This window comes from Streptomyces sp. NPDC101132 (assembly GCF_044759225.1).
In the GTDB taxonomy this organism is placed as follows: domain Bacteria; phylum Actinomycetota; class Actinomycetes; order Streptomycetales; family Streptomycetaceae; genus Streptomyces.
In genome coordinates this window covers 96,515-120,750 of the sequence record NZ_JBIVYX010000016.1, presented here as the reverse complement: position 1 = coordinate 120,750, position 24,236 = coordinate 96,515, and the positions used below count along the sequence as shown (strand labels likewise).

Annotated in this window: 30 protein-coding genes; 13 read left to right on the top strand and 17 right to left on the bottom strand. The window is 75.0% G+C overall.

Annotation, left to right across the window (positions count from 1 at the left end; genetic code table 11):
• Positions 1–29 precede the first annotated feature (29 nt).
• The 4 genes from ACIQUR_RS30170 to ACIQUR_RS30155 form a co-directional block, all read right to left on the bottom strand.
• Positions 30–395 (bottom strand): hypothetical protein, encoded by a 366-nt coding sequence (locus ACIQUR_RS30170; protein ID WP_403670988.1) that lies wholly within the window; start codon positions 393–395, stop codon positions 30–32.
• A 262-nt stretch (positions 396–657) separates the two neighbouring features.
• Positions 658–1,725 carry an RNA ligase (ATP) gene (locus ACIQUR_RS30165; protein WP_403670985.1) on the bottom strand — a complete coding sequence of 356 codons (1,068 nt, stop codon included), beginning with the start codon at positions 1,723–1,725 and terminating at the stop codon, positions 658–660.
• Positions 1,726–1,832: 107 nt separating this feature from the next.
• Positions 1,833–2,939 (bottom strand): sugar ABC transporter substrate-binding protein, encoded by a 1,107-nt coding sequence (locus ACIQUR_RS30160; protein WP_403670982.1) that lies wholly within the window; start codon positions 2,937–2,939, stop codon positions 1,833–1,835.
• A 219-nt stretch (positions 2,940–3,158) separates the two neighbouring features.
• On the bottom strand, positions 3,159–4,076 hold the full coding sequence (locus ACIQUR_RS30155) for a Rieske 2Fe-2S domain-containing protein (protein WP_403670979.1): 918 nt from the start codon (positions 4,074–4,076) through the stop codon (positions 3,159–3,161).
• Positions 4,077–4,322: 246 nt separating this feature from the next.
• On the opposite strand from ACIQUR_RS30155, the gene ACIQUR_RS30150 reads away from it, so the two are divergent.
• On the top strand, positions 4,323–4,976 hold the full coding sequence (locus ACIQUR_RS30150) for a hypothetical protein (protein WP_403670976.1): 654 nt from the start codon (positions 4,323–4,325) through the stop codon (positions 4,974–4,976).
• A gap of 53 nt (positions 4,977–5,029) precedes the next feature.
• Here ACIQUR_RS30150 and ACIQUR_RS30145 read toward each other — a convergent pair whose 3' ends face one another.
• The gene (locus tag ACIQUR_RS30145) at positions 5,030–5,821 is read right to left on the bottom strand and encodes a hypothetical protein (protein ID WP_403670973.1); all 792 of its coding nucleotides are present in this window, start codon (positions 5,819–5,821) and stop codon (positions 5,030–5,032) included.
• A gap of 97 nt (positions 5,822–5,918) precedes the next feature.
• Between ACIQUR_RS30145 and ACIQUR_RS30140 the strand changes: the two genes are divergently transcribed.
• Complete coding sequence (locus ACIQUR_RS30140; RefSeq protein ID WP_403670970.1) at positions 5,919–6,557, top strand: TIGR04222 domain-containing membrane protein; 639 nt, start codon at positions 5,919–5,921, stop codon at positions 6,555–6,557.
• A gap of 29 nt (positions 6,558–6,586) precedes the next feature.
• On the opposite strand, the gene ACIQUR_RS30135 is transcribed toward ACIQUR_RS30140, so the two are convergent.
• The 3 genes from ACIQUR_RS30135 to ACIQUR_RS30125 all read right to left on the bottom strand — a co-directional run bounded on the left by ACIQUR_RS30135 (position 6,587) and on the right by ACIQUR_RS30125 (position 8,807).
• A complete protein-coding gene (locus tag ACIQUR_RS30135; protein ID WP_403671136.1) occupies positions 6,587–7,129 on the bottom strand; it encodes a GNAT family N-acetyltransferase in 543 nt (180 codons plus the stop codon).
• A 189-nt stretch (positions 7,130–7,318) separates the two neighbouring features.
• The gene (locus ACIQUR_RS30130) at positions 7,319–7,942 is read right to left on the bottom strand and encodes a histidine phosphatase family protein (protein WP_403670968.1); all 624 of its coding nucleotides are present in this window, start codon (positions 7,940–7,942) and stop codon (positions 7,319–7,321) included.
• 142 nt (positions 7,943–8,084) lie between these two features.
• Positions 8,085–8,807: a PaaI family thioesterase gene (locus ACIQUR_RS30125; RefSeq protein WP_403670966.1), complete on the bottom strand. Its 723-nt coding sequence runs from the start codon at positions 8,805–8,807 to the stop codon at positions 8,085–8,087.
• Between the two features lie 184 nt (positions 8,808–8,991).
• Here ACIQUR_RS30125 and ACIQUR_RS30120 point away from each other — a divergent pair, with 184 nt between their 5' ends.
• Positions 8,992–9,276 carry a DUF6400 family protein gene (locus ACIQUR_RS30120; protein ID WP_403670963.1) on the top strand — a complete coding sequence of 95 codons (285 nt, stop codon included), beginning with the start codon at positions 8,992–8,994 and terminating at the stop codon, positions 9,274–9,276.
• On the top strand, positions 9,263–9,529 hold the full coding sequence (locus tag ACIQUR_RS30115; RefSeq protein WP_403670960.1) for a hypothetical protein: 267 nt from the start codon (positions 9,263–9,265) through the stop codon (positions 9,527–9,529). The genes ACIQUR_RS30120 and ACIQUR_RS30115 overlap by 14 nt, the downstream gene beginning before the upstream one ends.
• A gap of 112 nt (positions 9,530–9,641) precedes the next feature.
• Here ACIQUR_RS30115 and ACIQUR_RS30110 read toward each other — a convergent pair whose 3' ends face one another.
• Together ACIQUR_RS30110 and ACIQUR_RS30105 are read right to left on the bottom strand one after the other, a co-directional pair.
• Positions 9,642–10,082 carry a hypothetical protein gene (locus ACIQUR_RS30110; protein ID WP_403670957.1) on the bottom strand — a complete coding sequence of 147 codons (441 nt, stop codon included), beginning with the start codon at positions 10,080–10,082 and terminating at the stop codon, positions 9,642–9,644.
• A 136-nt stretch (positions 10,083–10,218) separates the two neighbouring features.
• A complete protein-coding gene (locus tag ACIQUR_RS30105; RefSeq protein WP_403670953.1) occupies positions 10,219–10,698 on the bottom strand; it encodes a cupin domain-containing protein in 480 nt (159 codons plus the stop codon).
• Between the two features lie 179 nt (positions 10,699–10,877).
• Between ACIQUR_RS30105 and ACIQUR_RS30100 the strand changes: the two genes are divergently transcribed.
• Complete coding sequence (locus ACIQUR_RS30100; protein WP_403670950.1) at positions 10,878–11,834, top strand: GlxA family transcriptional regulator; 957 nt, start codon at positions 10,878–10,880, stop codon at positions 11,832–11,834.
• A gap of 141 nt (positions 11,835–11,975) precedes the next feature.
• Positions 11,976–12,974 carry a type I glyceraldehyde-3-phosphate dehydrogenase gene (gene gap / locus ACIQUR_RS30095; RefSeq protein ID WP_403670947.1) on the top strand — a complete coding sequence of 333 codons (999 nt, stop codon included), beginning with the start codon at positions 11,976–11,978 and terminating at the stop codon, positions 12,972–12,974.
• A gap of 143 nt (positions 12,975–13,117) precedes the next feature.
• Here gap and ACIQUR_RS30090 read toward each other — a convergent pair whose 3' ends face one another.
• Positions 13,118–13,354 carry a hypothetical protein gene (locus ACIQUR_RS30090; RefSeq protein WP_403670944.1) on the bottom strand — a complete coding sequence of 79 codons (237 nt, stop codon included), beginning with the start codon at positions 13,352–13,354 and terminating at the stop codon, positions 13,118–13,120.
• 145 nt (positions 13,355–13,499) lie between these two features.
• Here ACIQUR_RS30090 and ACIQUR_RS30085 point away from each other — a divergent pair, with 145 nt between their 5' ends.
• Entirely contained in the window at positions 13,500–13,694 is a 195-nt protein-coding gene (locus ACIQUR_RS30085; protein WP_403670941.1) for a hypothetical protein, read from the top strand.
• 67 nt (positions 13,695–13,761) lie between these two features.
• Here the strand turns inward: ACIQUR_RS30085 and ACIQUR_RS30080 are convergent, their stop codons facing one another.
• Positions 13,762–14,811, bottom strand: coding sequence for a helix-turn-helix transcriptional regulator (locus ACIQUR_RS30080; RefSeq protein WP_403670938.1), 1,050 nt, complete (start codon positions 14,809–14,811; stop codon positions 13,762–13,764).
• 80 nt (positions 14,812–14,891) lie between these two features.
• On the opposite strand from ACIQUR_RS30080, the gene ACIQUR_RS30075 reads away from it, so the two are divergent.
• Positions 14,892–15,341 carry a DUF3224 domain-containing protein gene (locus ACIQUR_RS30075; RefSeq protein ID WP_403670935.1) on the top strand — a complete coding sequence of 150 codons (450 nt, stop codon included), beginning with the start codon at positions 14,892–14,894 and terminating at the stop codon, positions 15,339–15,341.
• Positions 15,342–15,740: 399 nt separating this feature from the next.
• On the opposite strand, the gene ACIQUR_RS30070 is transcribed toward ACIQUR_RS30075, so the two are convergent.
• Positions 15,741–16,421: a maleylpyruvate isomerase family mycothiol-dependent enzyme gene (locus ACIQUR_RS30070; RefSeq protein ID WP_403670933.1), complete on the bottom strand. Its 681-nt coding sequence runs from the start codon at positions 16,419–16,421 to the stop codon at positions 15,741–15,743.
• Positions 16,422–16,501: 80 nt separating this feature from the next.
• Here ACIQUR_RS30070 and ACIQUR_RS30065 point away from each other — a divergent pair, with 80 nt between their 5' ends.
• A complete protein-coding gene (locus tag ACIQUR_RS30065) occupies positions 16,502–16,942 on the top strand; it encodes a MarR family winged helix-turn-helix transcriptional regulator (protein ID WP_403670929.1) in 441 nt (146 codons plus the stop codon).
• Between the two features lie 77 nt (positions 16,943–17,019).
• Here the strand turns inward: ACIQUR_RS30065 and ACIQUR_RS30060 are convergent, their stop codons facing one another.
• On the bottom strand, positions 17,020–17,868 hold the full coding sequence (locus ACIQUR_RS30060) for an SDR family NAD(P)-dependent oxidoreductase (protein ID WP_403670927.1): 849 nt from the start codon (positions 17,866–17,868) through the stop codon (positions 17,020–17,022).
• 104 nt (positions 17,869–17,972) lie between these two features.
• Between ACIQUR_RS30060 and ACIQUR_RS30055 the strand changes: the two genes are divergently transcribed.
• The 3 genes from ACIQUR_RS30055 (at position 17,973) to ACIQUR_RS30045 (ending at position 20,463) form a co-directional block, all read left to right on the top strand.
• Entirely contained in the window at positions 17,973–18,608 is a 636-nt protein-coding gene (locus ACIQUR_RS30055) for a CGNR zinc finger domain-containing protein (RefSeq protein WP_403670924.1), read from the top strand.
• A gap of 65 nt (positions 18,609–18,673) precedes the next feature.
• Positions 18,674–19,789 carry an LLM class flavin-dependent oxidoreductase gene (locus ACIQUR_RS30050; protein ID WP_403670921.1) on the top strand — a complete coding sequence of 372 codons (1,116 nt, stop codon included), beginning with the start codon at positions 18,674–18,676 and terminating at the stop codon, positions 19,787–19,789.
• A complete protein-coding gene (locus ACIQUR_RS30045) occupies positions 19,786–20,463 on the top strand; it encodes a CE1759 family FMN reductase (protein WP_403670918.1) in 678 nt (225 codons plus the stop codon). The genes ACIQUR_RS30050 and ACIQUR_RS30045 overlap by 4 nt, the downstream gene beginning before the upstream one ends.
• On the opposite strand, the gene ACIQUR_RS30040 is transcribed toward ACIQUR_RS30045, so the two are convergent.
• Positions 20,387–21,415 carry a LysR family transcriptional regulator ArgP gene (locus ACIQUR_RS30040; RefSeq protein ID WP_403670915.1) on the bottom strand — a complete coding sequence of 343 codons (1,029 nt, stop codon included), beginning with the start codon at positions 21,413–21,415 and terminating at the stop codon, positions 20,387–20,389. The two genes, ACIQUR_RS30045 and ACIQUR_RS30040, sit on opposite strands and share 77 nt — an antisense overlap.
• Before the next feature lie 68 nt (positions 21,416–21,483).
• Here ACIQUR_RS30040 and ACIQUR_RS30035 point away from each other — a divergent pair, with 68 nt between their 5' ends.
• Positions 21,484–22,107: a LysE/ArgO family amino acid transporter gene (locus ACIQUR_RS30035; protein WP_403670912.1), complete on the top strand. Its 624-nt coding sequence runs from the start codon at positions 21,484–21,486 to the stop codon at positions 22,105–22,107.
• A 28-nt stretch (positions 22,108–22,135) separates the two neighbouring features.
• Here ACIQUR_RS30035 and ACIQUR_RS30030 read toward each other — a convergent pair whose 3' ends face one another.
• Positions 22,136–23,317, bottom strand: coding sequence for a hypothetical protein (locus tag ACIQUR_RS30030; protein ID WP_403670909.1), 1,182 nt, complete (start codon positions 23,315–23,317; stop codon positions 22,136–22,138).
• 155 nt (positions 23,318–23,472) lie between these two features.
• Complete coding sequence (locus ACIQUR_RS30025) at positions 23,473–24,123, bottom strand: hypothetical protein (protein WP_403670907.1); 651 nt, start codon at positions 24,121–24,123, stop codon at positions 23,473–23,475.
• Positions 24,124–24,236: the final 113 nt, after the last annotated feature.

The following is a 24,236-nucleotide window of genomic DNA, read 5'->3' as shown; positions in this document are numbered from 1 at the left end:
GCCGCTGCGGCCGGCGGGGTGTCCCGCGGTCACGAGGTGCGCTTGAGCGTCCAGGTGTTGGCGCTGAAGCTGGGCACCGAGGAGTAGCGGCAGCCGCTGGAGTAGTACGAGCTGGTGATCGTCCAGCCGGCGGGCGGCCAGGTGGAGGCGCAGGCGTTGACCTGGGTGCCGACCGGGTATCCGGTCAGGTCCTTTATCTGCTTGCTGTTGGGGTTGAAGCCGGAGCCGCAGCCGCTGCTGTTCCACCACTGGACGTCCACCCAGCCGGCCGGGGTGAGCGTGCTGGAGCACATGTTGAGCGTGTCGCCGGGCGCCGCCGAGGCGGGGCTCGCGGTGAGCGCGAGGGCGGCGCAGGCCAGGGCGGCGAGGGCGGATGCGGAGCGGGTGCGGATCACGGACGTCCCCTTCTTGGCAGGCCGGAGCGGCCGCCGACGGTCGGCGGCGCGTCATCCGGGAAGCAGGACATTGGTATCCGATATCCGGACTTGGCAGACAGTCACCTTTCGGGCACGACCGGGCGGCGGTTTACGGCCGCCCGAGCTGCCCGAGCTGCCCGAGCTGCCCGAGCCGCCCGTGCCGCCCGTGCCGCCCGAGCCGCCCGTGCTGCCGGGGCGGCGGGGCGCCGGTGCGGGGCGCCCGGGCGCGGGCGCCCGCCGGTCACTCGTACTCGGTGCCGCCCTTGCGGGTCAGGTAGGCCGGGCTGACCGCCTTGGCGATGGCCCGTCCGCCCGTCACCGGGCTGTACCGCTCGGCGGCCGGGCGTACCACGACCCCCTCGCGGACGTGGAGTCCCCGGCCGGAGACCGTCTCGCGCCCGGTGGCCGTCTCCAGCACCGTGGCCTGGTCGTACGGCCCCTCGTAGAGCCGCGGCACCAGCGGGAGCTCGCCGTCGAGCACCGCTGCCGGGTCCAGCCAGCGGACCTCGCCGCCGATGTCGGCGGACACGTCGAAGACGGCGTAGCCGGGCCCGGTGGTGCGGGCGTCGGACCCGTACGCGAGGTCCTGGACGCCGGCGCCGAAGACCTCGCCGAAGATCCCGACCCGGGCGGCGCCGAGCCGCTCGGCCAGCCGGGCGGCGGCCTCCGCGACCCCGTGCCTCCGCACGGCGCGCCAGTAGACGTTGCCCTCCGCCTCCTTGAGCGCCAGGCCGCGCGAGCCGAACCCCTTGGAGGAGACCAGCACGCGGCCGTCCGCCGCCAGGTAGGTGAGCAGGCAGGCCGTCCCGTGCAGCTTCTCGGTCAGCACCACGGGCTCGCCCGGCTCGAAGATGTGCGGGTACCGCTGGAGGTTCTCGATGTCGACCCAGGGCAGCAGGTCCGGGGCGGACTCGACGTCGCCGCTCATCGTGGTCGGCACCGGGGGCACCCATTTGGTGACGCCCAGCAGTCCGGCGAAGTCGTCGCCCTGCGCGGCCGCGCGGTGCAGGTCGGTGCCGGCGACGGCGGCCGGCACGCAGACCAGGCCCTGCGACAGCTCCCCGCGCAGCCGGACCGCCTTGACCCGGTTGGCGGCGGCGCCGGCCAGCCGGCCGGTGAGCCCCAGCTCCTCGATCAGGGCGTCCGGGAGCACCGCCTGCTCGGGGATGTACAGGGCGACGTCGCCGGTGCGGAACCGGCCCTTCGCCACCACGGCCCGGTACAGGCCCACTTGGGCGAGTTCGAGGGCGTCGGCGTCGGGATGCTCGTGGACGGTCAGGACTTCTGCGGTGACGCGGAACGTGGACATGCGCCCACCCTGGCCGTCCGATATTCGGCGCGCGAGGTGTTTTCCCTCTGCTACGCGGCAGGGGCGGACCACTCCCCGGCGGTGGTCCACGGGCGTGGGTCCGGCCGTTACTGCAGGCCGATCCGGGCGCAGGCGGCCTTGAGCCGCGGGGTCGTGCAGATCTCGTCGACCGTGTAGATGCCGTCGCTGACGACCGTGCTCTTCACGGTGTCCCTGGTCACGGAGATGCCGGGCACCAGCACCGCCGGGACGCGCCGGCCGCCCGCGCTGCCGACCATCTGGTTGATCATTCCGTCGAACTTCTGCCCCTCGGCGAGCAGGACGGCCAGCTCCGCCGCGGCCGACGCCTCGCTGACGTACGGCTTGTAGACGCTCATGTACTGCTCGCCCAGGACGATCCGCTGGACGCCTGCCAGTTCCGCGTCCTGGCCGGTCACCGGGGGCAGCGGGCTCACGCCGGCCGCCTTGAGGGCGGAGATGACGCCGCCGGCCATGCCGTCGTTCGCCGAGTACACGCCGACGATGGAGTCCTTGCCGAGCGCGGCGAGGGCGGACTCCATGTGGGCCTTGGCGTTCTCCGGCTTCCAGTCCGCGGTGTCGTACTCCTTGCCGACCGTCACCTTGCCGTCGAGGACCGAGCGCGCCCCGGACTTGAACGCGGCCGCGTTCGGATCGGTGACCGCTCCGTTGATCATGACGACCCGGCCGCTGCCGGCCTTGTCGCCGAGGGCGTCCAGCAGCCCCTGGCCCTGCACCTTGCCGACGTCCTCGTTGTCGAACGAGGTGTACACGTCGACCGGGCCCTCCGCGAGGCGGTCGTAGGCGATCACGGGTATGCCGGCGTCCTTCGCCCGCTTCACCGCGCCGGCCACCGACTTCGCGTTCACCGGGTCGAGGATCAGCACGTCGACCTTGGCGGCGATCATCTCGTTCACCTGGCCGTCCTGCCGGGCCGCGTCACCCTCGGCGTTGGCGTAGACCACCTTGCCCTTGCCGAAGGTCATCCGGTCGACCTTCTTCTCGATCAGCGGCTTGTCGAACCGCTCGTAGCGCGCCGTCTCCGTCTCGGGCAGGAGGAGGCCCACCTTGATCGCACGGCGGCCGGTGCGGTCGTCCCCGTCTCCGCCGGAGTCCGAGCCGCAGCCGGTGAGGGCGGTTGCCCCCACGGCGGCGGCGCAGACGGCGACGGCGATGCGAAGGCGATGTGCGTTCACGTGCGGAACCTCTCCGAAGGGCCATGTCTTTCGTGGCCGAAGTGGAGGCAGTCAACTCCGCCGCGGAAGCCCCGTCAAGGTATTGATTCTTAACGATCCCGCAACCTGCCGGAGAGGTGATTGGCCGGAATTCACGCCATATTTGCGCTTCTTCCGCAGGGGGTGAGGGCGGAGCCTATTTCAAGCTCTGAATGCAAGTCGCCCCCGCCGGAAGCCCCTTCACGCCTCCCGGCGCAGCCGGGCCTCCACGAACCCGTCCACGAGGCGGGTCTCGAACGACGGCTGCGGGGCCGTCGCCGGTCCGCGGACGTTCCACCCGTCGGCCAGCCGGAAGACGCTCCCGTGCCACGGGCAGCGGACGCAGCCGTCCACGACCTCCCCCTCCGACAGCGGTCCGCCCATGTGGGCGCAGCGGTCGGCCAGGACACGCACCTCTCCGCCGGCCCCGCGCACCGCGAGCACGTCCACCCCGTCGACGGCGGCCCGCACGGCCCTGCCCGCCGGGAAGGCGGCCACCGGGCCCAGCCGGTGCCAGCCCGGCCCCACCAGGTGCGGCACCGCCTCGGCGTGGTTCGCGCCGGCCGCCTGGCGGTACGCGAGGTGCCCGCCGAGGGCCCCGCCCACGCTGACGCAGGCCAGCCCGGCCAGCGCGAGGAGCTTGCCGCGGCCGGTCCGGCCGCGCACGCGGTGCGCGAGCGAGGCGGCGTACAGGGTCACGGCGCCGGTGTTCGACAGGGCGTGGACCAGTCCCACGCGGGCCTGCTCGGGCGGCAGCTCCGCCCAGTCCGTCCATCCCGAGAGCGCGGCCGGCCCGGCCGAGGCCAGCCCCACCCCGATGAGGGTGCGCGCCCCGCGGGCCTCGCCGGGCACCAGATCCAGCACGGCGGCCGACAGCCAGGCCCCGATGGGCACCTGCACGAGCAGCGGGTGGACCGGGTGCCCGAGCGGGACGCCGTGCAGCACGTCGCGGACGCCCCCCAGCGGCAGTGCCCGCACGGCCCTGCGCACGCCGCCGATCAGGCCGTCCGGGGCGGGCGACCGCTCCAGCCGTTCCACGGCCCGCAGGACGCGGCCCGGCCCGCTCCGGCGGCCCCTCGGTGCTCCACGGTGCGTGTGCGTCGCGCGGTGAGTGTGCATGACCGGCGGCTACCCGGGGCGGATGCCGTGATGCACCCCGGCCGGTGCCGGCGGAGCGGCCGGCACGGCAGTTCGCCTCCGACGGGAACCGAACGCTCCGCCAAGATCGTCACGGCCTTCGTGCTCCCGGCGCGGTGCCGGCGCGCGTACCCGGCGACGCGGCTCGGCCCGCGCCGCCGTACGTGGCCGGGCCCTCCGCCGGGAGCCTGCTCAACACCCGCTCATCGCACGGAGATACGTTTCCCCATGACCACACCGCACCACCCCGCCGGCCACGTCCCCCCGCCCGGCAACCCCTACGCCGCCCCGCCCGGCGGACCCGCCGCCCCACCGCAGGGCTACGCCGCCCCACCGCAGGGCTACGCCGCCCCACCGCAGGGCGGTTACGCAGCCCCTCCGCAGGGCTACGCCGTCCCGCCCCAGGGCGGCTACGCAGCTCCGCAGCAGGCCGGTCACCCCGTCCCCGGACCCGCCGGCCACCCCGCTCCGGCCCCCGGCGGGTTCTTCGTGCCGACCGCCTGCCGGGCGTGCGGGTCCCAGGAGGCCGCGAACGTGAAGGTGCGGGCCCACCTTGGCCTGCTCATCGTGATGCGCTTCGAGCACCTGGACGGGCCCTTCTGCCGCACCTGCGGGATCTCCGTCGTCCGTCAGATGACCACCAGGGCGCTCTGCCTGGGCTGGTGGGGGCCGCTGTCCCTGGCGCTCTTCAACCCGTTCACGCTCCTGTGGAACCTGTACGCCCACCGGAAGTACGCCAAGCTGCTCCCGTCGGAACCCGCTCCCGGCCGCACGCAGCTGGACCCCGGCGCTCCGGTGCTGCGGCGCCCGCAGGCCTACGCCACGCTCCTGCCGCTGGGCTGGGCGGTCTGGGTGGTCACGCAGATCGTGAGCCACGCCTGACCCGCCCCCGCCCCGGGTGATCCTCCGGCCGGCCGGGCGCACCGCCCGGCCGGTCAGTCCGCGGCCACCGCGGCCAGGACCAGCCCCCCGTGGAACCGCTGGTAGACGGGCGTCCCGCCCGGCCACGCCGGGCTGCGCCCGAACGGCACCGCGGCCGGCCCGGTGACCGTCCGCAGGTCTGCCAGCAGCGCCCGCTCCGGCAGCCGGGAGCCGGCGTCCACGAGTACCGGATCGCCGGATGCCAGCGCCTCCGCCACCGTCATCACCCCGACGGTCCCGGGCTCGCGCGCGGCCGCCACCGCCTCCGGCGCGTCCTCGGGGAACTCCTCCCCGGCGTCGGCGAAGTCCCCGGTGAACCAGTTCAGGAAGGCCGTGGCGAAGTCCCCGAAGTGCTCCGCGTACCGGGCGGCGCAGCGGACCACACCGGCCACGCCGACCAGCCAGTGCTGGAACGACGGCGCGACCAGCTCGGCACCGTGGCCCTCGCGGAAGCCGAACACCGGCCCCCACGCCCCCGTCTCGCGGTCGACGTCCACGTAGTACGTCTCGGCGCCCGCGTTGGTGTGGACGATCCGGTAGGTGCCGGGCTCGCCGCACCGCCATCCGGCCCCCGGGCGGCCGGAGTTGGCCGGGTGCGGGGCGCCGAACGCGTCGTGGTCGCCGACCTGGAGGAGGCCGGCCCGGCGGCACACCTCCCGGACCGACGCGGGCACCGGGACGCCCCAGCCGTCCATCTCGGCGTCGGTCGCCCCGTCGCCGAGCCGCACGCTCTCCTCGGCCCGGGCGGCCTCCCGCAGGGCCTCCACCACGTCCCGCCACGACGGCGTCTCAGCGCTCCACATCACGCCCGCAGCCTTTCACAGGCCGGGGCTCCCCCTTGCCACCCGGTCGGCGAGGACGCACACTCCCGCTTCGCGGGCCCGTCCGGGCCGGGAGGAGGCCATGGCCGCGCTCATGCTCTCCGGCCGGCTGACCCCGACCGGCCGGCACGGGATCCGTATCGCCCCCGGCGCCCGGCCGCGTGATGCCGTCGAGGCCGCGGTGGTGAAGGCGTACGGGAACGGCGGCGGCAGGGGACGCGACGCGCGGCAGGTGAGGGACGCCGCGGCCCGCGCCGAGAGCCTGCGCTGGGTCGGCGGCCGCCTGCGGCGCGACGGGCTGACCCGCCCCGGCTACGTGCTGCCCCCGGGCGAGCGGCGCGCCCACTGGGCCCTTCAGGCGTGGGCCGCCCTGTGGGGCGCGGCCTGGACCGGTGTGGCGGTCGCCGAGGACGGCGCGCCGTGGGTCGCGGTCGGCGTGGTCGCCGCCGTCCTGGCCGTGGGGGTCCTCGTCGACCGGCTCAGCACGCCGCGGCGCACGTCCTCGCCGGTGGATCCCACCCCGCGCGGCAGCCGGCTGCTGGACGCCCTGGACGACGACGGCGCCTGGGTCCGTGCCACCCACGCCGGCCGCGACCTCTCGCCCCAGGACGCCCGTACCCTCGCCACGGTCGCCCGGCGGGGCCTGGACGCCCTCCCCGCCACCTCGGACCTGGCCCGGGCGGTCGGGACGCCCAGGAGGGCGTCCCGCGAGGCCGTCTGACGCACCATCACCTGGCCGTGGCCCGCGGACTACGCCTCCCCGGGCAGTTCCCATCTGATCTCGCCGTCGTGCACGTGAGGGGTGGGCGCCAGGCCGGCGGCCGCGGCGACGGCGGCCGACGCGTGGTGGTCGGGGTGGACGTGGGCGCGGACCGTCCGCACGCCCTGCTCGCGCAGCCACGCCACCAGCCCGCGGGCCGCCTCGCGGGCGATCCCGCGGCCCTGCCACGGCGTTCCGACCACCCAGGCGACCTCGGCCGCGCACTCGGCCCCCGGACCGGCGAGGGCCACCGTGGCCTGCACCGTGCCGGCCAGGCGGTCCTCCTCGCGGACCCGGACCACCCAGTTCCACCACAGCACGGCGGGGTCGGGGGAGCCGGCCACCAGCCGGACGTACCGCTCCCGCAGGGCTTCGGGGGAGTAGGGGGCACCGCCGGTGAAATCGTGCAGCGCCGGATCGCCGAGCACCGCGGCCATCTCCTCCGCGTGCTCCACGGCGAGCGGCACCAGGTTCAGCCGCTCGGTCCGGATGGCCGCGATCCGCAGGCCGGCCGCACCGTCCCCGGCGCCCACGCCGTCCGTCCCGCCCACGCCGTCCGTCCCGCCCACGCCGTCCGTCCCGCCCACGCCGTCCGTCCCGCCCACGCCATGCGCCCCGTTCACACCGTCTCCTCGTCCGGGCCCGGCTCCTTGCCGGCCCCGCCGACGACCCTACGGCCCCGCCGTGGAGTCACCCCGGACTGCCCCGCGCGGGCGCGCGCCTCAGACGTGGAGCTCGGGCGGGAAGCCGGTCCAGCGGAGCTCGGCGGGGAGGTGCCCGGTGTCGTTGAACAGCAGGACCGCCGGCGGCCGGCCGGGCGCGTAGCGGATGACCGTCAGCGCCGCGTTGGCGTGGTTGATGCCCAGCCAGCGCCAGTTCGGCGCGTCGAGGGCGGCCCGGACGAGCCAGCCGACGAGGAAGTTGTGCGTGACGAGGAGCTCGTGGCGCGGCTCGGCGCCGGCGACGGGGCCGGTGAACGCGGCGAGCGCCGCCGCGGCGAGCCCCGGGCCCTGCTCACGCTCCTCGGCCGGGAAGCCGTTCAGGAACCCGAGCGTGGCACCGGCCGTCTCCGCGGGCAGTTCCTCGTGGGCCGGGAGGTACGGGATGTAGTCGCCGGCGGCGGCGCTGCACCGCAGCGGCACGCCGTCGAGCTGTTCGCCGACCAGTCGCGCGGTCTGCTCGGCCCGGGGGAGCGGCCCGTGGTGGACCGCCGCCAGCGGAACTCCGCGGAGGCGCTCGCCCAGCAGGGCGGCCTGACGGCGGCCCGCCGCCGTCAGCTCCGTCTCGTCCTCGGAGGCCTCCCCGTGCCGGGTGAGGTACAGGTAGCGGTCGGCCGTGCCGGGCATGCGGGCCCTCCAGCAGAAGTCGATCATGCGGACCTGTGGAGTGACGCGAGCCGGTACGGGCCGGTTCCCGGAAGGTGCGCGCCCCCGCCCGCTGCCGGACGGGGGCGCGCACCCGGGCCCGGCCGGACCCGAAAGACAGGGCCTAGGTGCGCGGCTGCACCCACAACGCCTCGGCTGTGGCGCACAGTTCGCCGTCCGCCGTGGCCAGGGCCGTGCCGACGGCGTACTTGCGGCCCGAGCTGGACAGCAGCCACGCGTACGAGACCAGGCCGGTGCCCACCGAGACCGGACGCAGCAGCCGGGCGCTCAGGGAAGCCGTGACCGCTCCGGCGCCCCGGCCGTCCAGCAGGCGCCCGGCCGCGTTGCCCGGGCAGTCCAGCGCGCCCCACACCAACTCGTCCGGCAGCAGGGAGTCCGCGCCGCCCAGCTCCCGGCCGGGCGTCCAGGCGGTGGCGACCAGGTCGCGGCCCGGCACCACACCGCAGTGCAGGCGCAGCCCGGTGTCGGGCGTCCGGTCCAGACCGCAGCCGAAGCAGTCGACCTGCCCCGGCGGCGGCGCGGCCCGGTACGCCTCGGCCGCGGTCCGCGCCTCCTCCCAGGACGGCGCGCCGGGTACGTCCGGGCCGGCGCCCGCGACCGGGGTCGCCGTGGCCAGCAGCACCTCGTCGGCCGTGAGTGCGCAGCCGCCGTCAGGGGTGCCGGCCAGCCGTACCGGCTGCTCCGTCGGCACCGGGCGCCGGAAGTCGACCCGTACCGTCCCCGCGGCCGCCCGCCCGGCCAGTACACCGGCGACGTAGCCGCCGAACGCCACCCCCGGGTACCCGTGCAGGTGTTCCGGCACCTTGATCGTCTCGAAGTCGTTCATGGCGCCACCCCATCACAGGCGGGGCGCCCTGCTCCAGGGCCGGCCGGCCTCCCGCGGTCACGTCCCCGCCCGCCACGGCACGCCAACGCCGTTGCCCACCCCCGCCCGGCCGGGCACGGGCGGCCTGTGAAACCGCACACCCTCCCTTGACCGGAAAAGGAAGGTTTGCCTAACTTCCTGTGCCATGACCCCCCACGCCCCGATACCAGGACCCGACCGCCCGGACGGCCCCGGCAGACCGCTGACCGGCTTCGACGTCGACTTCACCGGGCACGAGATCGAGCGCCGCGCCCAGATCCTCGCCGCGCTCGGCGCCGACTGGGACCCGGTCGAGGTGCTCCGCGGCGAGGAGGAGGCGTACGACCTCCTGTACTCCGGCCTCGACGCGGAGCAGCAGCGCCGGTACGACGACCTCGTCGCGGCCGGAGTCCTCCCGCGCCGCCCCGGCGGTGGCCGTGCTGCCGCTTGACCCGCAGGCCGACCCGGGCCGCCGGGCCTGGGTGACCTGCCCGAACTGCGACGACGAGCGCGGCTGCGGGCCGTGCACGGCCGGCCGCACCTGCGCCGACCACTGGCGGTACCTCCTCACCCACACCGGCAGCCTCCTGCACCTCCAGTGCCCCGGGTGCACGCACGTGTGGGTCCACGAGAGCGGCTTCGGGGCGACGAGATCCGTACTCGACCACCACGCCCGCGCCCGCACCGACCTGGGCACGGCCTAGGCGGGGACGCGCCGGGCCCGGATGCGGCCGGCCGTGCGGCACGCGCCGGACCCGGGCCGTCGGGGACGACCCGGGTGCGGGCTGCTGTGCCTCGGGAAGGCGGGAGCGGCACCTACTGGGCGACGTTCGGGGCCACCGGGGCGACCGCGGGATTGTGCGGCACGGGGTCGCCGATGCCGCCGCCGTCCGATTCCGGGCCGGGCGGCGGACCGCACGGCGCGGTGATGCACTGCCACTCGGGGTTCTTCGGCGCGTTGATGCGGTCCGGGTTGTGGGGCCGCTTGCCCTTCTTCCCGGGGTGCTTCTTCCCGTCGTGCTTCTTGCCCTGGTCGTGGTGCGTGCCCGAGCCGTCGCCGGGGTCGATGATGATGTGTTTCTCGTTCGTCCGCAGGAACAGGGTGGACTTGCCGTCGTCGCCGGCGTCCGTCACGACCGTGTGCGCGGCCGCGGGGGTGGCGGCGAAGGCGGTCGCGGGGACCAGCACACCGCCGGCGGCGATCGCGGTCGAGGCCGCGAAGAGGACGAAGCGGTGGGGGCGGAAGGGGCGGGTCATGGTGTTCTCCTCTGGTGGAGCGGAAGGGGTGCTTCCAGTACGCCCCGTCGCCGCCCCCGCGTCATGCCCCTGGATCTCGTGTCTTGACAGGAGCCTGTGACCGTGCGGGCGCACGACCACCGGCCCGCGAGGCGCCTCAGCCCGCCGCGCGGCGCTCCGGCAGCGGCGTACCGCAGGCGCTGCAGTAGCGCGCGTCCACCTCGATGGCGTGCCGGTGGCAGCTTCCGCAGACGAGGTGCACGGCGCACTCCGGAGGGCCGGACCGTGCCGGCGAGCGCCGGCCGATGCGCAGACCGGTGCGCCGGCGGTGCGCGGTGAGGAGCGTCAGCCCGTCCGGTCCGGCGCCGATGCCCCGGGCCTTGCCCCGGGGCACCAGGACCACCATCCCGGGCCGCAGCTCACGGGCCGTGCCGCCGACGGTGAGCGTGCCGCCCCCGGCGACCACCACCACCAGGACGTCGACCTCGGTCTCCGTGTGGGCGGCGACCGCGTGCCCGGCGGGGAAGCGGACCACGTTCGCGTCGAGCTGGCGGGTACGGCGCCGCAGCCGCCAGAGCGCGCCGCTCTGCCCCTCCACGGGCTCCCGCACGAGGCTGGTGAGGGTGACTCCCTCCATCTCCGTCTCCGTCAATGCCCGCCTCGCCCCGTTCTCGACTTCCGTTCTCGCCCCGCTCTCGCCCCGCCATGATCCCCTACCCCGACCGGCCCGGGAGGGCGGGCCGGAAGATCGGGGCGGCGGGAACCCGTGAGCCAGGGGGTCCGGGCCGCACGACGGCACCACGTAACCTTCCCTGCGTGTCAGCCTCCCACCCGCACCGTGTCGCCGTCCTCGTCCTCGACGGAGCCAAACCCCTCGACGTCGGCATCCCGGCCCAGGTCTTCACGACCCGCGCGAGCATGCCGTACGAGGTACGGGTCTGCGGCGCGGAGCCCGGGCTGGTGACCGGCGGCGACGGTCTGTCGTACGCGGTCGCGCACGGTCTGGAGGCACTGGCCTGGGCCGAAACCGTCTTCGTCCCCGGCTACCGGTTCCCCGACCGCGACGACCCGCCGGGGGCCGTCCTCGACGCGCTGGTCGCCGCGCACGAGCGCGGCGCGCGCCTGGCGGGCATCTCCACGGGCGCCTTCGCGCTCGCCGCCACCGGCCTGCTCGACGGCAAGCGCGCCACGACGCACTGGCACTACACGCGGGCGCTCGCCGAGAAGCGGCCGCTGGTACGGGTCGACGAGAACGTCCTCTTCGTCGACGAGGGCAGCGTCCTCACCTCGGCCGGCGCGGCCTCCGGCATCGACCTGTGCCTGCACGTCCTGCGCCGCGACCTGGGCATCGCGGCGTCGAACCACGCCGCCCGCCGGCTCGTGGCGGCGCCCTACCGCAGCGGCGGCCAGGCGCAGTACGTACCGCGCAGCGTGCCCGAACCGCTCGGCGAGCGGTTCGCCGCGACCCGCGAGTGGGCCCTTCACCGGCTCGGCGACCCCCTCACCCTCCAGGACCTGGCCCGGCACGCGGCGGTCTCGCCGCGCACCTTCTCCCGGCGCTTCGCCGAGGACACCGGCTACACGCCGATGCAGTGGGTGATGCGTGCCCGCATCGACCTCGCCCGCGAGCTGCTGGAACGGTCCGAGCGCAGCGTCGAGCAGATCGCCGCGGACGTCGGCCTCGGCACCGGCTCCAACCTCCGGCTGCACTTCCAGCACATCCTGCGGACCACGCCGAGCGAGTACCGGCGCACCTTCACCCGCGGGGAGTGACCCCGGGGCCTCGGCCGGGCCGCCGCGGGGCACCCCCGCGCCCCGCGGTCCTGGCGCGATCCTTGCGGACCGTGGCAATCACGCCGCTGTCATGACCGTCCCGTACCGGCGAACCTGATCTCGAACACGGAGGGACACACCATGACTCGCATCGCCATCAACGGATTCGGCCGCATCGGCCGCAACGTCCTCCGCGCCCTGCTCGAGCGCGACAGCAAGCTCGAGATCGTCGCGGTGAACGACCTGACCGAGCCCACCGCCCTCGCGCGGCTGCTCGCCTACGACAGCACCTCCGGCCGCCTCGGCCGCCCGGTGACGGTCGACGGCGACACCCTCGTCGTGGACGGCCGCCGGATCAAGGTCCTCGCGGAGCGCGAGCCGGCGCAGCTGCCCTGGGCCGAGCTCGGCGTCGACATCGTGCTGGAGGCCACCGGCCGCTTCACCTCCGCGACCGCCGCCCGCGCCCACATCACCGCGGGTGCCAAGAAGGTCCTGGTCAGCGCCCCGTCGGACGGTGCGGACGTCACCCTCGCGTACGGCGTGAACAGCGACACGTACGACCCCGAGGTGCACACGATCGTCTCCAACGCGTCGTGCACCACCAACGCCCTCGCCCCGCTGGCCGCGGTCCTCGACGAGCTCGCGGGCATCGAGCACGGCTTCATGACGACGGTGCACGCCTACACGCAGGAGCAGAACCTGCAGGACGGCCCGCACCGCGACCCCCGCCGCGCCCGCGCCGCCGGCGTCAACATCGTGCCGACCACCACGGGCGCCGCGAAGGCCATCGGTCTGGTGCTGCCGAACCTCGACGGCAAGCTGTCGGGCGACTCCATCCGGGTCCCCGTACCGGTCGGCTCGATCGTCGAGCTGAACACCACGGTCGCCCGCGACGTCACCCGCGAGGACGTCCTCGAGGCCTACCGCACCGCCGCGCAGGGCCCGCTCGCCGGCGTCCTGGAGTACTCGGAGGACGCGCTGGTCTCCGCCGACATCGTCGGCAACCCGCACTCGTCGATCTTCGACTCGGAGCTCACCCGCGTCGAGGGCCGCCACGTCAAGGTCGTCGCCTGGTACGACAACGAGTGGGGCTTCTCGAACCGCGTGATCGACACGCTGGAGCTCATCGCCGGTCACTGAACCACCCCCGGGGCCGGCCCGGCCGGCCCCGGACCAAGACCCTGACCGGGGAAAAGGGCCGCACGGAGCGGAACGGGCGTCACGACCCGCACCGCACCGTGCGGCCCCCATCCGTTTCCCGGCCCGCGGAGGCCGGGGAGCGCTCAGTGGGCGCCGCGGTCCTTGCCCTTCCGCGCCGTCTCCTCCTGCGCCTCGGGGCTCGGGGTCAGGGCGTCCCCGCCCTCGCCGTCGCCGCCCGCGGTGCCGCGGGACCGCGCCCGGTCCGCCGCCGTCCGCTCCGGCTCCCGCACGTGCGGGGGCCCGGGCCGCCTGCGCCGGCTCTCCTGGCTGTCGTCGTCGAGCGGCACGCCTCCCGCACCGCCCTGGGGCACCTCGTCCATGGCACGCCTCTCCCTTCGCGTCGCGTACCTGCGGGGACGCGGCTACCCATGCCGTCCCGTCGTATCCGCACCTGCCCGGCCCGCCCGGGCGGGTCCGTCCGGCCCCGGGTCGCGGTGCGGAGCGACCAGGCGTAGAGCTGGGGGCATGAACGAGGACAAGACGTCGTGGCACCCGGGCGAGATCGTGCCGGCCAGCGGGATCTACGAATGCGACTGCGGCGGCGAACACCACTGGAGCACCGACGTGCGGGGCCACCGCTTCCCGCCCCTGCCGGACGTGTGCCTGGGGGAGTACTGGACGCTGAAGACCGAGACCCACCCCGAGGCCGCAGGGTCCTGAGACGGGGCCACCGCCCCGCCTGACCCGGCCGGCTCGCGCGGCGGGCCGCCCCTGCCCGCCCGAGGTCCTACGGCGCGGGAGCGGAACCGCCCGGCTCGGGGCCGTCGGCTGCCGGCCCGCCCGGAACCAAGGAGCCCGGGCCGCCCCCGACCCCGTACATCACGGCGAGTTCCCCCACGGCCCGCCGGACGGCCGCGCGCAGTCCCGGCGGGTCCAGCACCTCCGCCCCGGGGCCCAGCCGCAGCAGGTCGCCCACCGCGACCCGGTCGTTCTCCACCGCCATGGTCACCTCCACCCAGCCGTCGGCGTCCGGGGCCCCCGCCCCGGCCAGCGCCTCGACGCCGGCCGAGCCGAACCGCATCGGCAGCAGCCGCGCCGCACCGGGCGACAGCCGCAGCCGGGCCGTCTGCTGGAGGCAGGCGGCCTCCAGCCGCCGCGCGGACTCCTCCCAGTACGCGGCGAGACCGAACCCCTCCGGCCGGTCGAACGTCTCCCCGAGCACCTCCACGGCGAGGAAGCGCGAGACCCGGTACGTACGGGGCTCGGGAGCCGAGCCGGCCCGCGCCACCAGGTACCAGGCGCCGCCCTTCAGTACCAGCCCCAGCGGCCGCAGTTCGCGCCGCACCTCGCCCCGCCACCGCCGGTAGTCGGCCCGGACCACCCGCTGGTCCCACACGGCCTGCGCGATCGGCGCGAGGTACGGCACCGGGTCGGCGTCGCGGAACCACGCCGGCGCGTCGAGGTGGAACCGGTCCTGGACCACCCGGACCCGTCCGGCCAGCGCCGCCGGCAGCGCGGCCTCCAGCTTGAGCCGCGCCGTGGCCAGGTCGGCGCCGAGCCCCAGCTCCGCGGCCTGCCCGGGCGCGCCCGCGAACAGCAGCGAGTCCGCCTCCGCGCCGGTGAGCCCGGTCAGCCTGGTCCGGTACCCGCCCACCAGCCGGAAGCCGCCCGCCGGCCCGCGGTCCGCGCACACCGGCACCCCCGACGCACCCAGCGCCTCGATGTCCCGGTGCACCGTACGCACCGACACCTCCAGCTCCGCGGCGAGTTCACGGGCCGTCAGCCGGCCGCGGTTCTGGAGGAGCAGCAGGAGCGTGATGAGGCGGTCGGCGCGCATGGCTCATGTATATGACAGAAGGTGTCAGGTACCGCGCGGAGGATGACTGCCCTGAGCCCACCACTCCGGGGAGGAAACCCATGAGCAGCACCCGCCACACCAACACCCGCCACACCACCGGCCGGTTCCGGTACGCGAACTGGACCGAGGAGCCCGTCGCCGGCCCGGACGCCACCGACGGCTCCGGCACCGTGCCACGGCTGGCCGGCGCCACCGTCACGAACACCTTCTCCGGCGGCATCGAGGCCGCCGGCACCCTGTGCCGCTACACCATCGCGTACCTCGGCCCCGCCGACGGCACGTTCACCGGCTTCGAGCTGCTCCACGGCAGCCTCGACGGCCGCAAGGGCGGCTTCGTACTGGCCGAGAGCGGCACCTTCGACGCGGAGGGCACGCACTGCTCGTTCGAGGTCGTGCCCGGCTCCGGCACCGGCGAACTGGCCGGTCTGCGCGGCACCGGCCGCTTCTTCTCGCCGCACCACCCCGAGTCGGTCGCGTACGCCTTCGACTACGAACTGCCCGGGGCCTGACGACCGCAGGCGCCCCCTGCCGGCGTACGACGCAGGGGGCACCGCTCCGGGCGCCTCACGGGCCGCCGCGGGCGGCAGCGGCGGACGACGCCTCGCCCTCGCGGCCATGGTCTTCACGGTCGCGATGGCTGCTGTGCGGCTCCGTGCCGGCCGGCGGCCTCGCCCAGACCTGGCTCGTGGTCTTCCGCGCCACCCAAGGGCTGGGCGCGGCACTCGTGTTTCCCGCCGCGCCGGCCGTGGTCGTCGCCGTCTTCCCGGTCGACGAACGGGCCGGGCGCTGGCAGTGTTCTACGTCCTGGCCGGCGCGCTCACCGCGCTGGGCCGGGCCCGTGGAGCGGCGACGCGCCCGGGCGGCCGGCGCGGATGAGGGGGTCCTCGGCGCCGGGCGCCGGGCGCCGGCTAGACGGACTGCGGGGCGGGTACGCCGTCCCCGGGCGGCTCGGGCCCGGCCGGCCCGGCACCCCGCTCCAGCCGCCCCTCGACCGCGGGGGCCCGGCCGGTCAGCAGCATCAGCAGCGCGGCGACCGGCCCGCGGATCTCCTCGCCCTCACCGCGGCTCCACTCGACGTCCGTGGCGACCAGCCGGGCCTGGGGCAGCGGCCAGGGACGGGGCGGGAACCGCATCGTCCAGACGCGGTCGGCCGCGTCACGGGCGGCCAGCGGGGGCATCGGCCGCTCGCGGCCGAGCGCCAGCGCGATGTCCTGGCCGTGCACGAGGACGTCCAGCAGGGACTCGCGGGGCGTGGTGCCGGGCGCCATCCGGCGGGAGCCGGCGATCTCCCGGAGGTGGGCCGTGATCTCGGCGGTCGGGCGCCCGGCCTCGCGCACCGCGGAGTCGTGGATCATCCGGTCGGTGTTGCCGCGGGCGCGCACGAACTCGCGCAGTGCCCAGCCGACGGTGGCCCGCGCTCCGATGGTCAGGTGCGCGGCCACGTCCCGCACCCGCCAGTCCCCGCACTGCGTGGGGCGCTCCCACTCCTGCGGGCTCAGGCTCTCCAGCAGCTCCGCCAGGCTCGTCCGCTCGCGTTCGACGACCGTCCAGAGTTCGTCGGTCCCCAGGGCAAAGGTCACGGGAATCACCCACTCAAGTGGTAAGCTTCTCTGACCAAATTAGTCAGCCTCTCTGACTGAAGTCAAGGCTGTGGGAGGGGGGTGTCGGGATGGCGGAGCGAGACGGGCCCAGTACGGGCGTCCTGCTGTTCATCCCGTACCGGGCGCTGGAGGACCGGGTCTTCGCGGCGCTCGCCGAGGCCGGGTTCGACGACTTCACGCCCGCCCAGGCGCGGGTGATGCAGCGGATCGGCCCCGACGGGACCCGGCTGACGGAGCTGGCCGCCCAGGCCCAGGTCACCAAGCAGACGGCCGGCTTCCTGGTCGACCAGCTGGAGAAGACCGGCTACGTCCGGCGGATTCCGGACCCGACCGACAGGCGGGCGCGGCTGGTGTGCGCGGCGGAGAAGGCGCATGCGGCCAAGCGCGTCGCGGACGCGGTCGTCGCCGAGGTGGAGGGGGAGTGGGCGGCCCACCTCGGCGTCCGGCGGATGAAGCAGCTCAGGGAGGCGCTGACGATGCTGCGGGAGATCACCGACCCCTGGGCCTGAGCGCCGCTCCGCCGCCGGGGGCACCGTGCGGGGTGCCCCCGGCGGCGCGGAGCGTCCGGGCGGCGTGATCCGACAGGCTAGGCGTCGACGGCCTCCGTCACGTGCCGCCAGGCGTCGAGGTCCGCCAGGCGCGCCTCCAGTGCGGTCCGCATGCCGGTGGCGCCGGCGGTGCCGAGGGCCAGGCGCAGCGGCGGGGTGGGGCTGTCGACCGCGGCCCGGATGCCCGAGGCGATCCGCGCCGCGGGGGAGAACGCGGAGGCCGGCAGCTCTCCGATGCCCTTCTGGACCTCGCGGACCGTCCCGTCGTAGTCGGCCAGGCCGGCCGCGACGTCGAGGTTGGCCAGGAACGGGGTCGCGGTCATCCCGGGCTGGACGAGCGTGACCTTGATGCCGAGCGGTGCGACCTCGGCCACCAGCGCCTCCGACAGGCCCTCGACCGCGTACTTGGTCGCGGCCAGCAGCCCCACGCCGGGATGGGCGTACTGCCCGTAGACGGACGACCCCTGGAGCACGTGCCCCGACCGCTGGGCGCGGAGCACCGGCAGTGTCGCGCGGAGCACGTTGAGCACTCCGAAGACGTTGGTGTCGAACACGGCGCGGGCCTGCGCGTCGGAGGCCTCCTCGACGGCGCCGAAGAGTCCGTAGCCCGCGTTGTTGGCCACCACGTCGATGCGGCCGAACCGCGCGAGCGTGCGCTCGACCGCCTCCCGGACGGCCTGCTCGTCACGTACGTCGGCCTGGACGGGGAGCAGCCGGTCGCCGTGGGCTTCGGCCTGCTCGGCCAGCGGAGCGGTGTCGCGGGCGAGTGCCGAGACGGAGTCGCCGTTCTGGAGCGCCTGGAGTACCAGTTCGCGGCCGATGCCGGACGTGGCGCCGGTGATCAGCCAGATGCGGGGATGTGTCTGCTGCTTCGGTGTCGTGTTCATGTTGCGACCGTATGGAGTTAGCACGCAACGCGTCAAGCCTGTTCGTGGATCCAGTTGCTTGTTAACTCCCTTAGCAACTCATCTTGTTGCGGTAGGGTGGCGGCATGACCAGTGCACCAGCCGGATCCCCGAAGGGCGGCCCGCGGGCCGTCGCGCCGACGGTGGAGGCCGTCCTCGCGTTCGTGAACACCCGTGCGGACGGGTCCGGCCGGCAGGAGGCGTTCGGGGACGGGGACGCGTTCACGGCGTGGCTGGCGGAGTCCGCGGCGTCCGGCGCGTTCGGTGGGCCCGGCGCGCTCGGCGAGGAGGCCGGCGGCATCGTGGCGACCGACGCGGACGCCGCGGCCGCGCGCGAGCTGCGCGACGCCCTCGTGACCGTCCTGCTCGCACACTCCGGCGACGAGGAGGGGCGGGGTGAGTCCCTGGAGCGCGCCGAGCGGCACCTGCGGCGCGCGGGCTCGCTCTACCCGCTGGCGACGGTGGTCACGGCCGGCGGGGCCGAGCTGGCCTCCCCGCAGGCGGGGGTGGAGCGGGTGTTCGGAACCGTCCTGGCCGCGGTGACGACCTTCGCCCAGAGCGGCGACTGGGGACGCGTGAAGGCGTGCCGGAACCCCCCGTGTCACTTCGGCTTCTTCGACCGCACCCGGAACGGGGCGGGGCTGTACTGCAGCCCCGGCTGCGGCTCCCAGGTGTCCATGCGCAACTACCGCCGGCGACAGCGTCCGGGCGGCGGGGAATAGGTCGGCGGAACCCCCGGTTGGAGGGTATGGTTGAACAATCAACAATCTTGCTAGGGGAGCCAGCCATGCAGTTCGGCATCTTCACCGTCGGCGACGTCACGCCCGATCCGACGACCGGCCGCGTGCCGAGCGAGAACGAGCGGATCAAGGCGATGCTCGCGATCGCGCAGAAGGCCGAGGAGGTCGGCCTGGACGTCTTCGCCACCGGCGAGCACCACAACCGGCCCTTCGTCCCCTCCTCGCCGACGACCATGCTCGGCTACGTCGCGGCACGCACCGAGAAGCTGGTCCTCTCCACCTCGACGACCCTGATCACCACCAACGACCCGGTGAAGATCGCCGAGGACTTCGCGATGCTCCAGCACGTCGCCGACGGCCGCGTCGACCTGATGATGGGCCGCGGCAACACCGGCCCCGTGTACCCCTGGTTCGGCAAGGACATCCGCGACGGCATCGACCTCGCCATCGAGAACTACGCCCTGCTCCGCCGGCTGTGGGACGAGGACGTGGTCACCTGGAAGGGCAAGTTCCGTACGCCGCTCCAGTCCTTCACCTCCACCCCGCGCCCCCTGGACGGCGTCGCGCCCTTCGTCTGGCACGGCTCCATCCGCTCCCCGGAGATCGCCGAGCAGGCCGCCTACTACGGCGACGGCTTCTTCCACAACAACATCTTCTGGCCGGCCTCCCACACCGAGCAGATGGTGAACCTGTACCGGCAGCGCTACGCCCACTACGGCCACGGCACCCCCGAGCAGGCCATCGTCGGCCTCGGCGGCCAGGTGTTCATGCGGAAGAACTCCCAGGACGCCGTCCGCGAGTTCCGCCCGTACTTCGACAACGCGCCCGTATACGGCCACGGCCCCTCCCTGGAGGAGTTCACCGAGCAGACGCCGCTGACCGTCGGCTCGCCCCAGCAGGTCATCGAGCGCACCCTGTCGTTCCGCGACTACGCCGGCGACTACCAGCGCCAGCTCTTCCTGATGGACCACGCGGGGCTGCCCCTGAAGACCGTCCTCGAACAACTGGACCTCCTCGGCGAAGAGGTCGTACCCGTCCTCCGCAAGGAGTTCGCCGCCCTGCGCCCGGCCGGCGTGCCGGACGCCCCGACCCACTCCGCCCGCGTGGCGGCCGCCCGTCGGAACACCCGGCACGAGACTCAGGAGCAGGAGGTACGGGCATGAAGCTCGTCGTCGTTTCGGCAGGGCTCGGCTCCCCGTCCTCGACCCGCCTGCTCGCCGACCGCCTGACGGCCGCCACGCTCGGCCGGGTGGAGGCCGAGCCCCAGGTCGTCGAACTGCGGGACCTGGCCACCGAGATCGCCCAGCACTTCGTCACCGGCTTCCCGCCCGCCCGGCTCGCCGCCGCGCTCGACGCGGTGGCCGCCGCGGACGGCCTGATCGCCGTGACACCGGTCTTCGCCGGCTCGTACAGCGGCCTGTTCAAGTCCTTCTTCGACCTCATCGACAAGGACGCCCTCACCGGCAAGCCGGTCCTGCTCGGCGCCACCGGCGGCACGGCCCGGCACTCCCTGGTCACCGAGCACGCCCTGCGCCCGCTGTTCAGCTACCTCCGCGCCCTCGTCCTGCCGACCGCCGTCTACGCGGCCTCGGAGGACTGGGGCGAGGAAGGGCTCGCCCAGCGCATCGCCCGCGCGGGCGCCGAACTGGCCCGCTTCATGGCCCCCGGGGCCCGGGACACCGTCCCGGCACCCACCATCGAAGCCGCGCCGGACGTGGACACCAGTGCCGCGATCGCGCCGCGCTCGCTGACCGGAGCCATCACCTCGATGGACCCCACGGCAGCCTTCGGCCTGGTCCCGTTCGAACAGCGCCTGGCGGCACTCCGGGCCGACTGAGGCCCGGGGCCTCCGGATCATCCCCGGCCCGCGGGCCGGGACGGCCGGCCCCGGCCGGCGGCAGCAACGCCGCGGCGGCGGTCTCCGCCACCGCCGCGGCGACCGCCGAGAGGGCCGGCGAGTCGAGCTTCCACTGCTGCCAGTACAGCGGCACGTCCATGGGCGGGGCGGGGGCCAGCCGCACCAGCCGGCCGGCCCGCAGCAACGGCTCGGCCTGCGGTTCCGGTACGAGGCCCCAGCCGAGCCCCGCTGCGACCGCGTCCCGGAACCCGTCCGACGCCGGCACCAGGTGCCGGATCCGCCCGGCCCCCGACCGGCCGCGGGTGAGCGACCGTACGAAGGCGTCCTGGAGCTCGTCCCGGCGGTCGAACACCACCGTGGGCGCCACCCGCAGATCCTCGGCGAGGGTCCCGGTGAGGTGCCGTGCGGCGAACTCCGGCGTGGCCACGGGCAGGTAGCGGGCCAGCCCCAGCGGCCGCACCGTGCAGCCCGCCACGGGATCCGGCGAGGAGGTCACCGCCGCCATCACCTGCCCCTCCCGCAGCAGGGCCGTGGTGTGCGACTCGTCCTCGCGGTAGAGCTCGAAGCAGACGGGAGGGTCCTGCGGCACCCGGGTGAGCGCGGGCAGGAACCAGGTCGCCAGCGAATCGGCGTTCACGGCCACGGGGACGCGCGCCGGCCCCCCGTCCTCCGCCAGGCCCAGCTCCGCCCTGGCGTCCCGCTCCAGCCGGGCCAGCTGGCGCGCGAACCGCACCACCACCTCGCCGGACCCGGTGGGCCGCACCGGCTTGGTGCGCATCAGCAGCACCCGCCCGGTCCGCTGCTCCAGGGCCTTCACCCGCTGGCTCACGGCGGAGGGGGTCACGTGCAGGGCGGCGGCCGCGGCGTCGAAGGTGCCCTCGTCGACCACCGCGAGCAGGGTCCTGACCTGGTCCAGAGGAAGCTCGTCCATAAGTACTGCTAACGGTACCTAAGAATCTTTAGCTGTACTCATCCCCACGTGATCCATACGGTCGGACCATGACCAGCAGCACCCTCGCCGCCGTACTCGCCGGCTTCGGCACCGGACTCTCCCTCATCGTGGCCATCGGCGCCCAGAACGCCTTCGTCCTCCGGCAGGGCGCCCGCCGGCAGGCCGTCCTGGCCGTGGTCGCCGTCTGCGCCGTCTCCGACGCGGTGCTCATCGCGCTCGGCGTCGCCGGGGTGGGAGCCTTCGTCACGGCCTGGCCGGCCGCGCTGACCGCGGTGGCCCTCGCGGGCGGCGGATTCCTCCTCTGCTACGGCCTCCTCGCCGCCCGGCGGGTGCTGCGCCCGGACCCGGCGGCCGCGCTCACGGCGAGCGGACCGGACACCGGTTCCGCCCGCCGCGCGGTCCTGGCCTGCCTGGCCATGACCTGGCTCAACCCGCACGTGTACCTCGACACGGTCCTGCTGCTCGGCTCCCTCGCCTCCGACCGCGGCGACCTGCGCTGGGCCTTCGGCGCGGGGGCGGCCCTGTCCAGCCTGACCTGGTTCTTCGCCCTCGGCTTCGGCGCCCGCCTGCTGAGCCGCGCCCTCTCCCGGCCCAAGGCCTGGCGCGTCCTCGACGGACTGGTGGCGGCGACGATGCTCGCCATGGGCGGCATGCTCGTGGCCGGCGCCTGAGCCGGGCCGGACCGGCCGCCACCGGGCGCTACCGGGCGTCGAGCAGGGCGACGGCCTCGGCGAAGTCGGCGTACGCGGGCCCGAAGTCCCCGGCGGCGGTGCGGAACATCGCGCGGTCCGTCAGGGCCCGGGCCAGGCGCCCCGGGTCGCCGGACAGACGGCGGGCGAGCGCCACACCCTCGTCGAAGCAGGACGCGTAGCGCTCCGTGAACAGGTACGGGTGGTCCCCGCCCCGGACCGCCAGCCGGACGGTGATCCGGCGCCGGACGTCGACCAGTTCGGGCAGCCGGCCGGCCTCGCGCAGCCCCGCCGCCTCCGCTTCGAGCCCCGGCAGACCGCCGAGGAAGGCCTCCCGCACGTCACCCGACCACCCGGTGCCCGTGCCCGTGCCGGTGGCGGTGCCGAACGGCGGCATCGGCGAGTCGGCGCTCGCGGCCGGTTCGCCGGCCCGCCCGGACAGGACGAACAGGGTGAGCCAGGACGAGATCCGGCCCGGACCCTTCGGACCGCCCGCCGCCAGCTCCTCCAGGACGGTCAGGGCCTCCCTCCGCGCGGCCGCCGCCCCCGCCCCGTCGCCGGCGGTCTCCCGCATCCGGGCGTGGTGGACGAGCGCCCAGACCAGCTCGTCCCGGTCCACCCGCCGCTCGGTGACGAAGCGGCGGATCGTGTCGAGGAACGTGCGGAAGACGGCCGACGCCTCGTCGTGCCGCCCGGCGCCCTCCAGGTTCGCCGCCCACTCGACCAGGTTCCCGAAGGAGTCCTCCAACGAGTCGCTCCGGGCCTCCTCGTTGAGCTCCGCGGCCTCCCCGAAGCGGCCCTCCTCGGCCAGGACGGTCGCGGACCGCACGCCGCCGCGGGCCTCGGCCAGCTCCCCGCGGACCGCCCGCCCCTCCGCCCGGCGCCCGAGGGCGAACAGCGCCGCCTGGTGGGAACCCAGCGCCCGGCACAGCCGCTCCGTCCGGGACGGCGCGCCGGCCTCGATCGTCCGCGCGACCTGCACCGCCTCGGTGGTCAGTGCCAGGCCCACCTCCGGGTTCCGGCTCCGGCCGGCCATCGTGAGGAGCGCGTCCACCAGCTTCGGGGCGTACGCCTGCCGGTTCACCCCCAGCAGGACCCGGTACGCGGACACCTGCTCGCCGACGGACGGCAGGCCGGACCCCAGCAGCAGCACACGCGCCTGGAGCACCGCGTCGTGATCGGTCTTCCCCATGTTCCCCCCCTGGCTCCGGATGATCCGAGAAGCAGATTCTGGGAGTCGGGACACGGACCGGACAAGGCGTGCGAACTGTGCGTTCCGTCCTAGGAGAAACGCGCCTGACCTGCGATGATGAACACGCCACTACCTCAGGCCCGGCAGCGTCGGCCTCAGACGGCCGGTGCGGCCGCCGCGAGCAGGCCGGACCGCTCCAGTGCGCGGACGACGGCCGCCGCGTCCTCCGGTGCGTACGCCGGGGCGAGGGCGGTCTCCGTCTCGTCGCGGGACAGGGCGCGCCGCTCCGCCCCGTCCAGCAGGAGGGCGGCCGCCTCGCGTGAGCGGAGATGGTCGAAGTCGGCCAGCACGAACAGCATCCGGTCCCGGTCGACGAGTTCGCTCATGCCGCAGTCCAGGCCGTCGTCCCCCAGCGTGTCCGGGTACGGGGCGCGCGCCCAGGCGCCGTCCTCGTACCAGTAGACGCAGCCCAGCTGCCAGCTCTCGCGCAGCTCGTGGAGCGTCTCGTACGGCAGCCAGTCCGGGCCGCCGGCCAGCATGTCGATGGCCGGCTCGTGCCACTTGACCCCGCTGGACTCGTCCTCGCCGTACAGCACCCAGCGGCCCGGCCCGAACGGGGCGAAGGTCCACCAGGTGCAGCCGCAGTCGTCGTACCGGAGCCCGTCCTCGTCGAGCCAGTGCCCGGAGTCCCGGCCGGCCGACTCCTTGGCAGCCGTGGTCTCCAGCGCGGCGAGCAGCGCCCACCGCGCCCACAGCAGCTCCGCCGCGGGCAGGTCCTCCGGCCGTCCCGGCCGCTCGATCGCCATGTCCCGTAAGCTCCTTCACTCGTACCGGTCGGTCGTCGGCTCGATCGTACGGCCCGTCAGTGACACTCCCCGCCGGCATCCGCCGCCCCGCTCAGGGCACCCCCACCCCACCC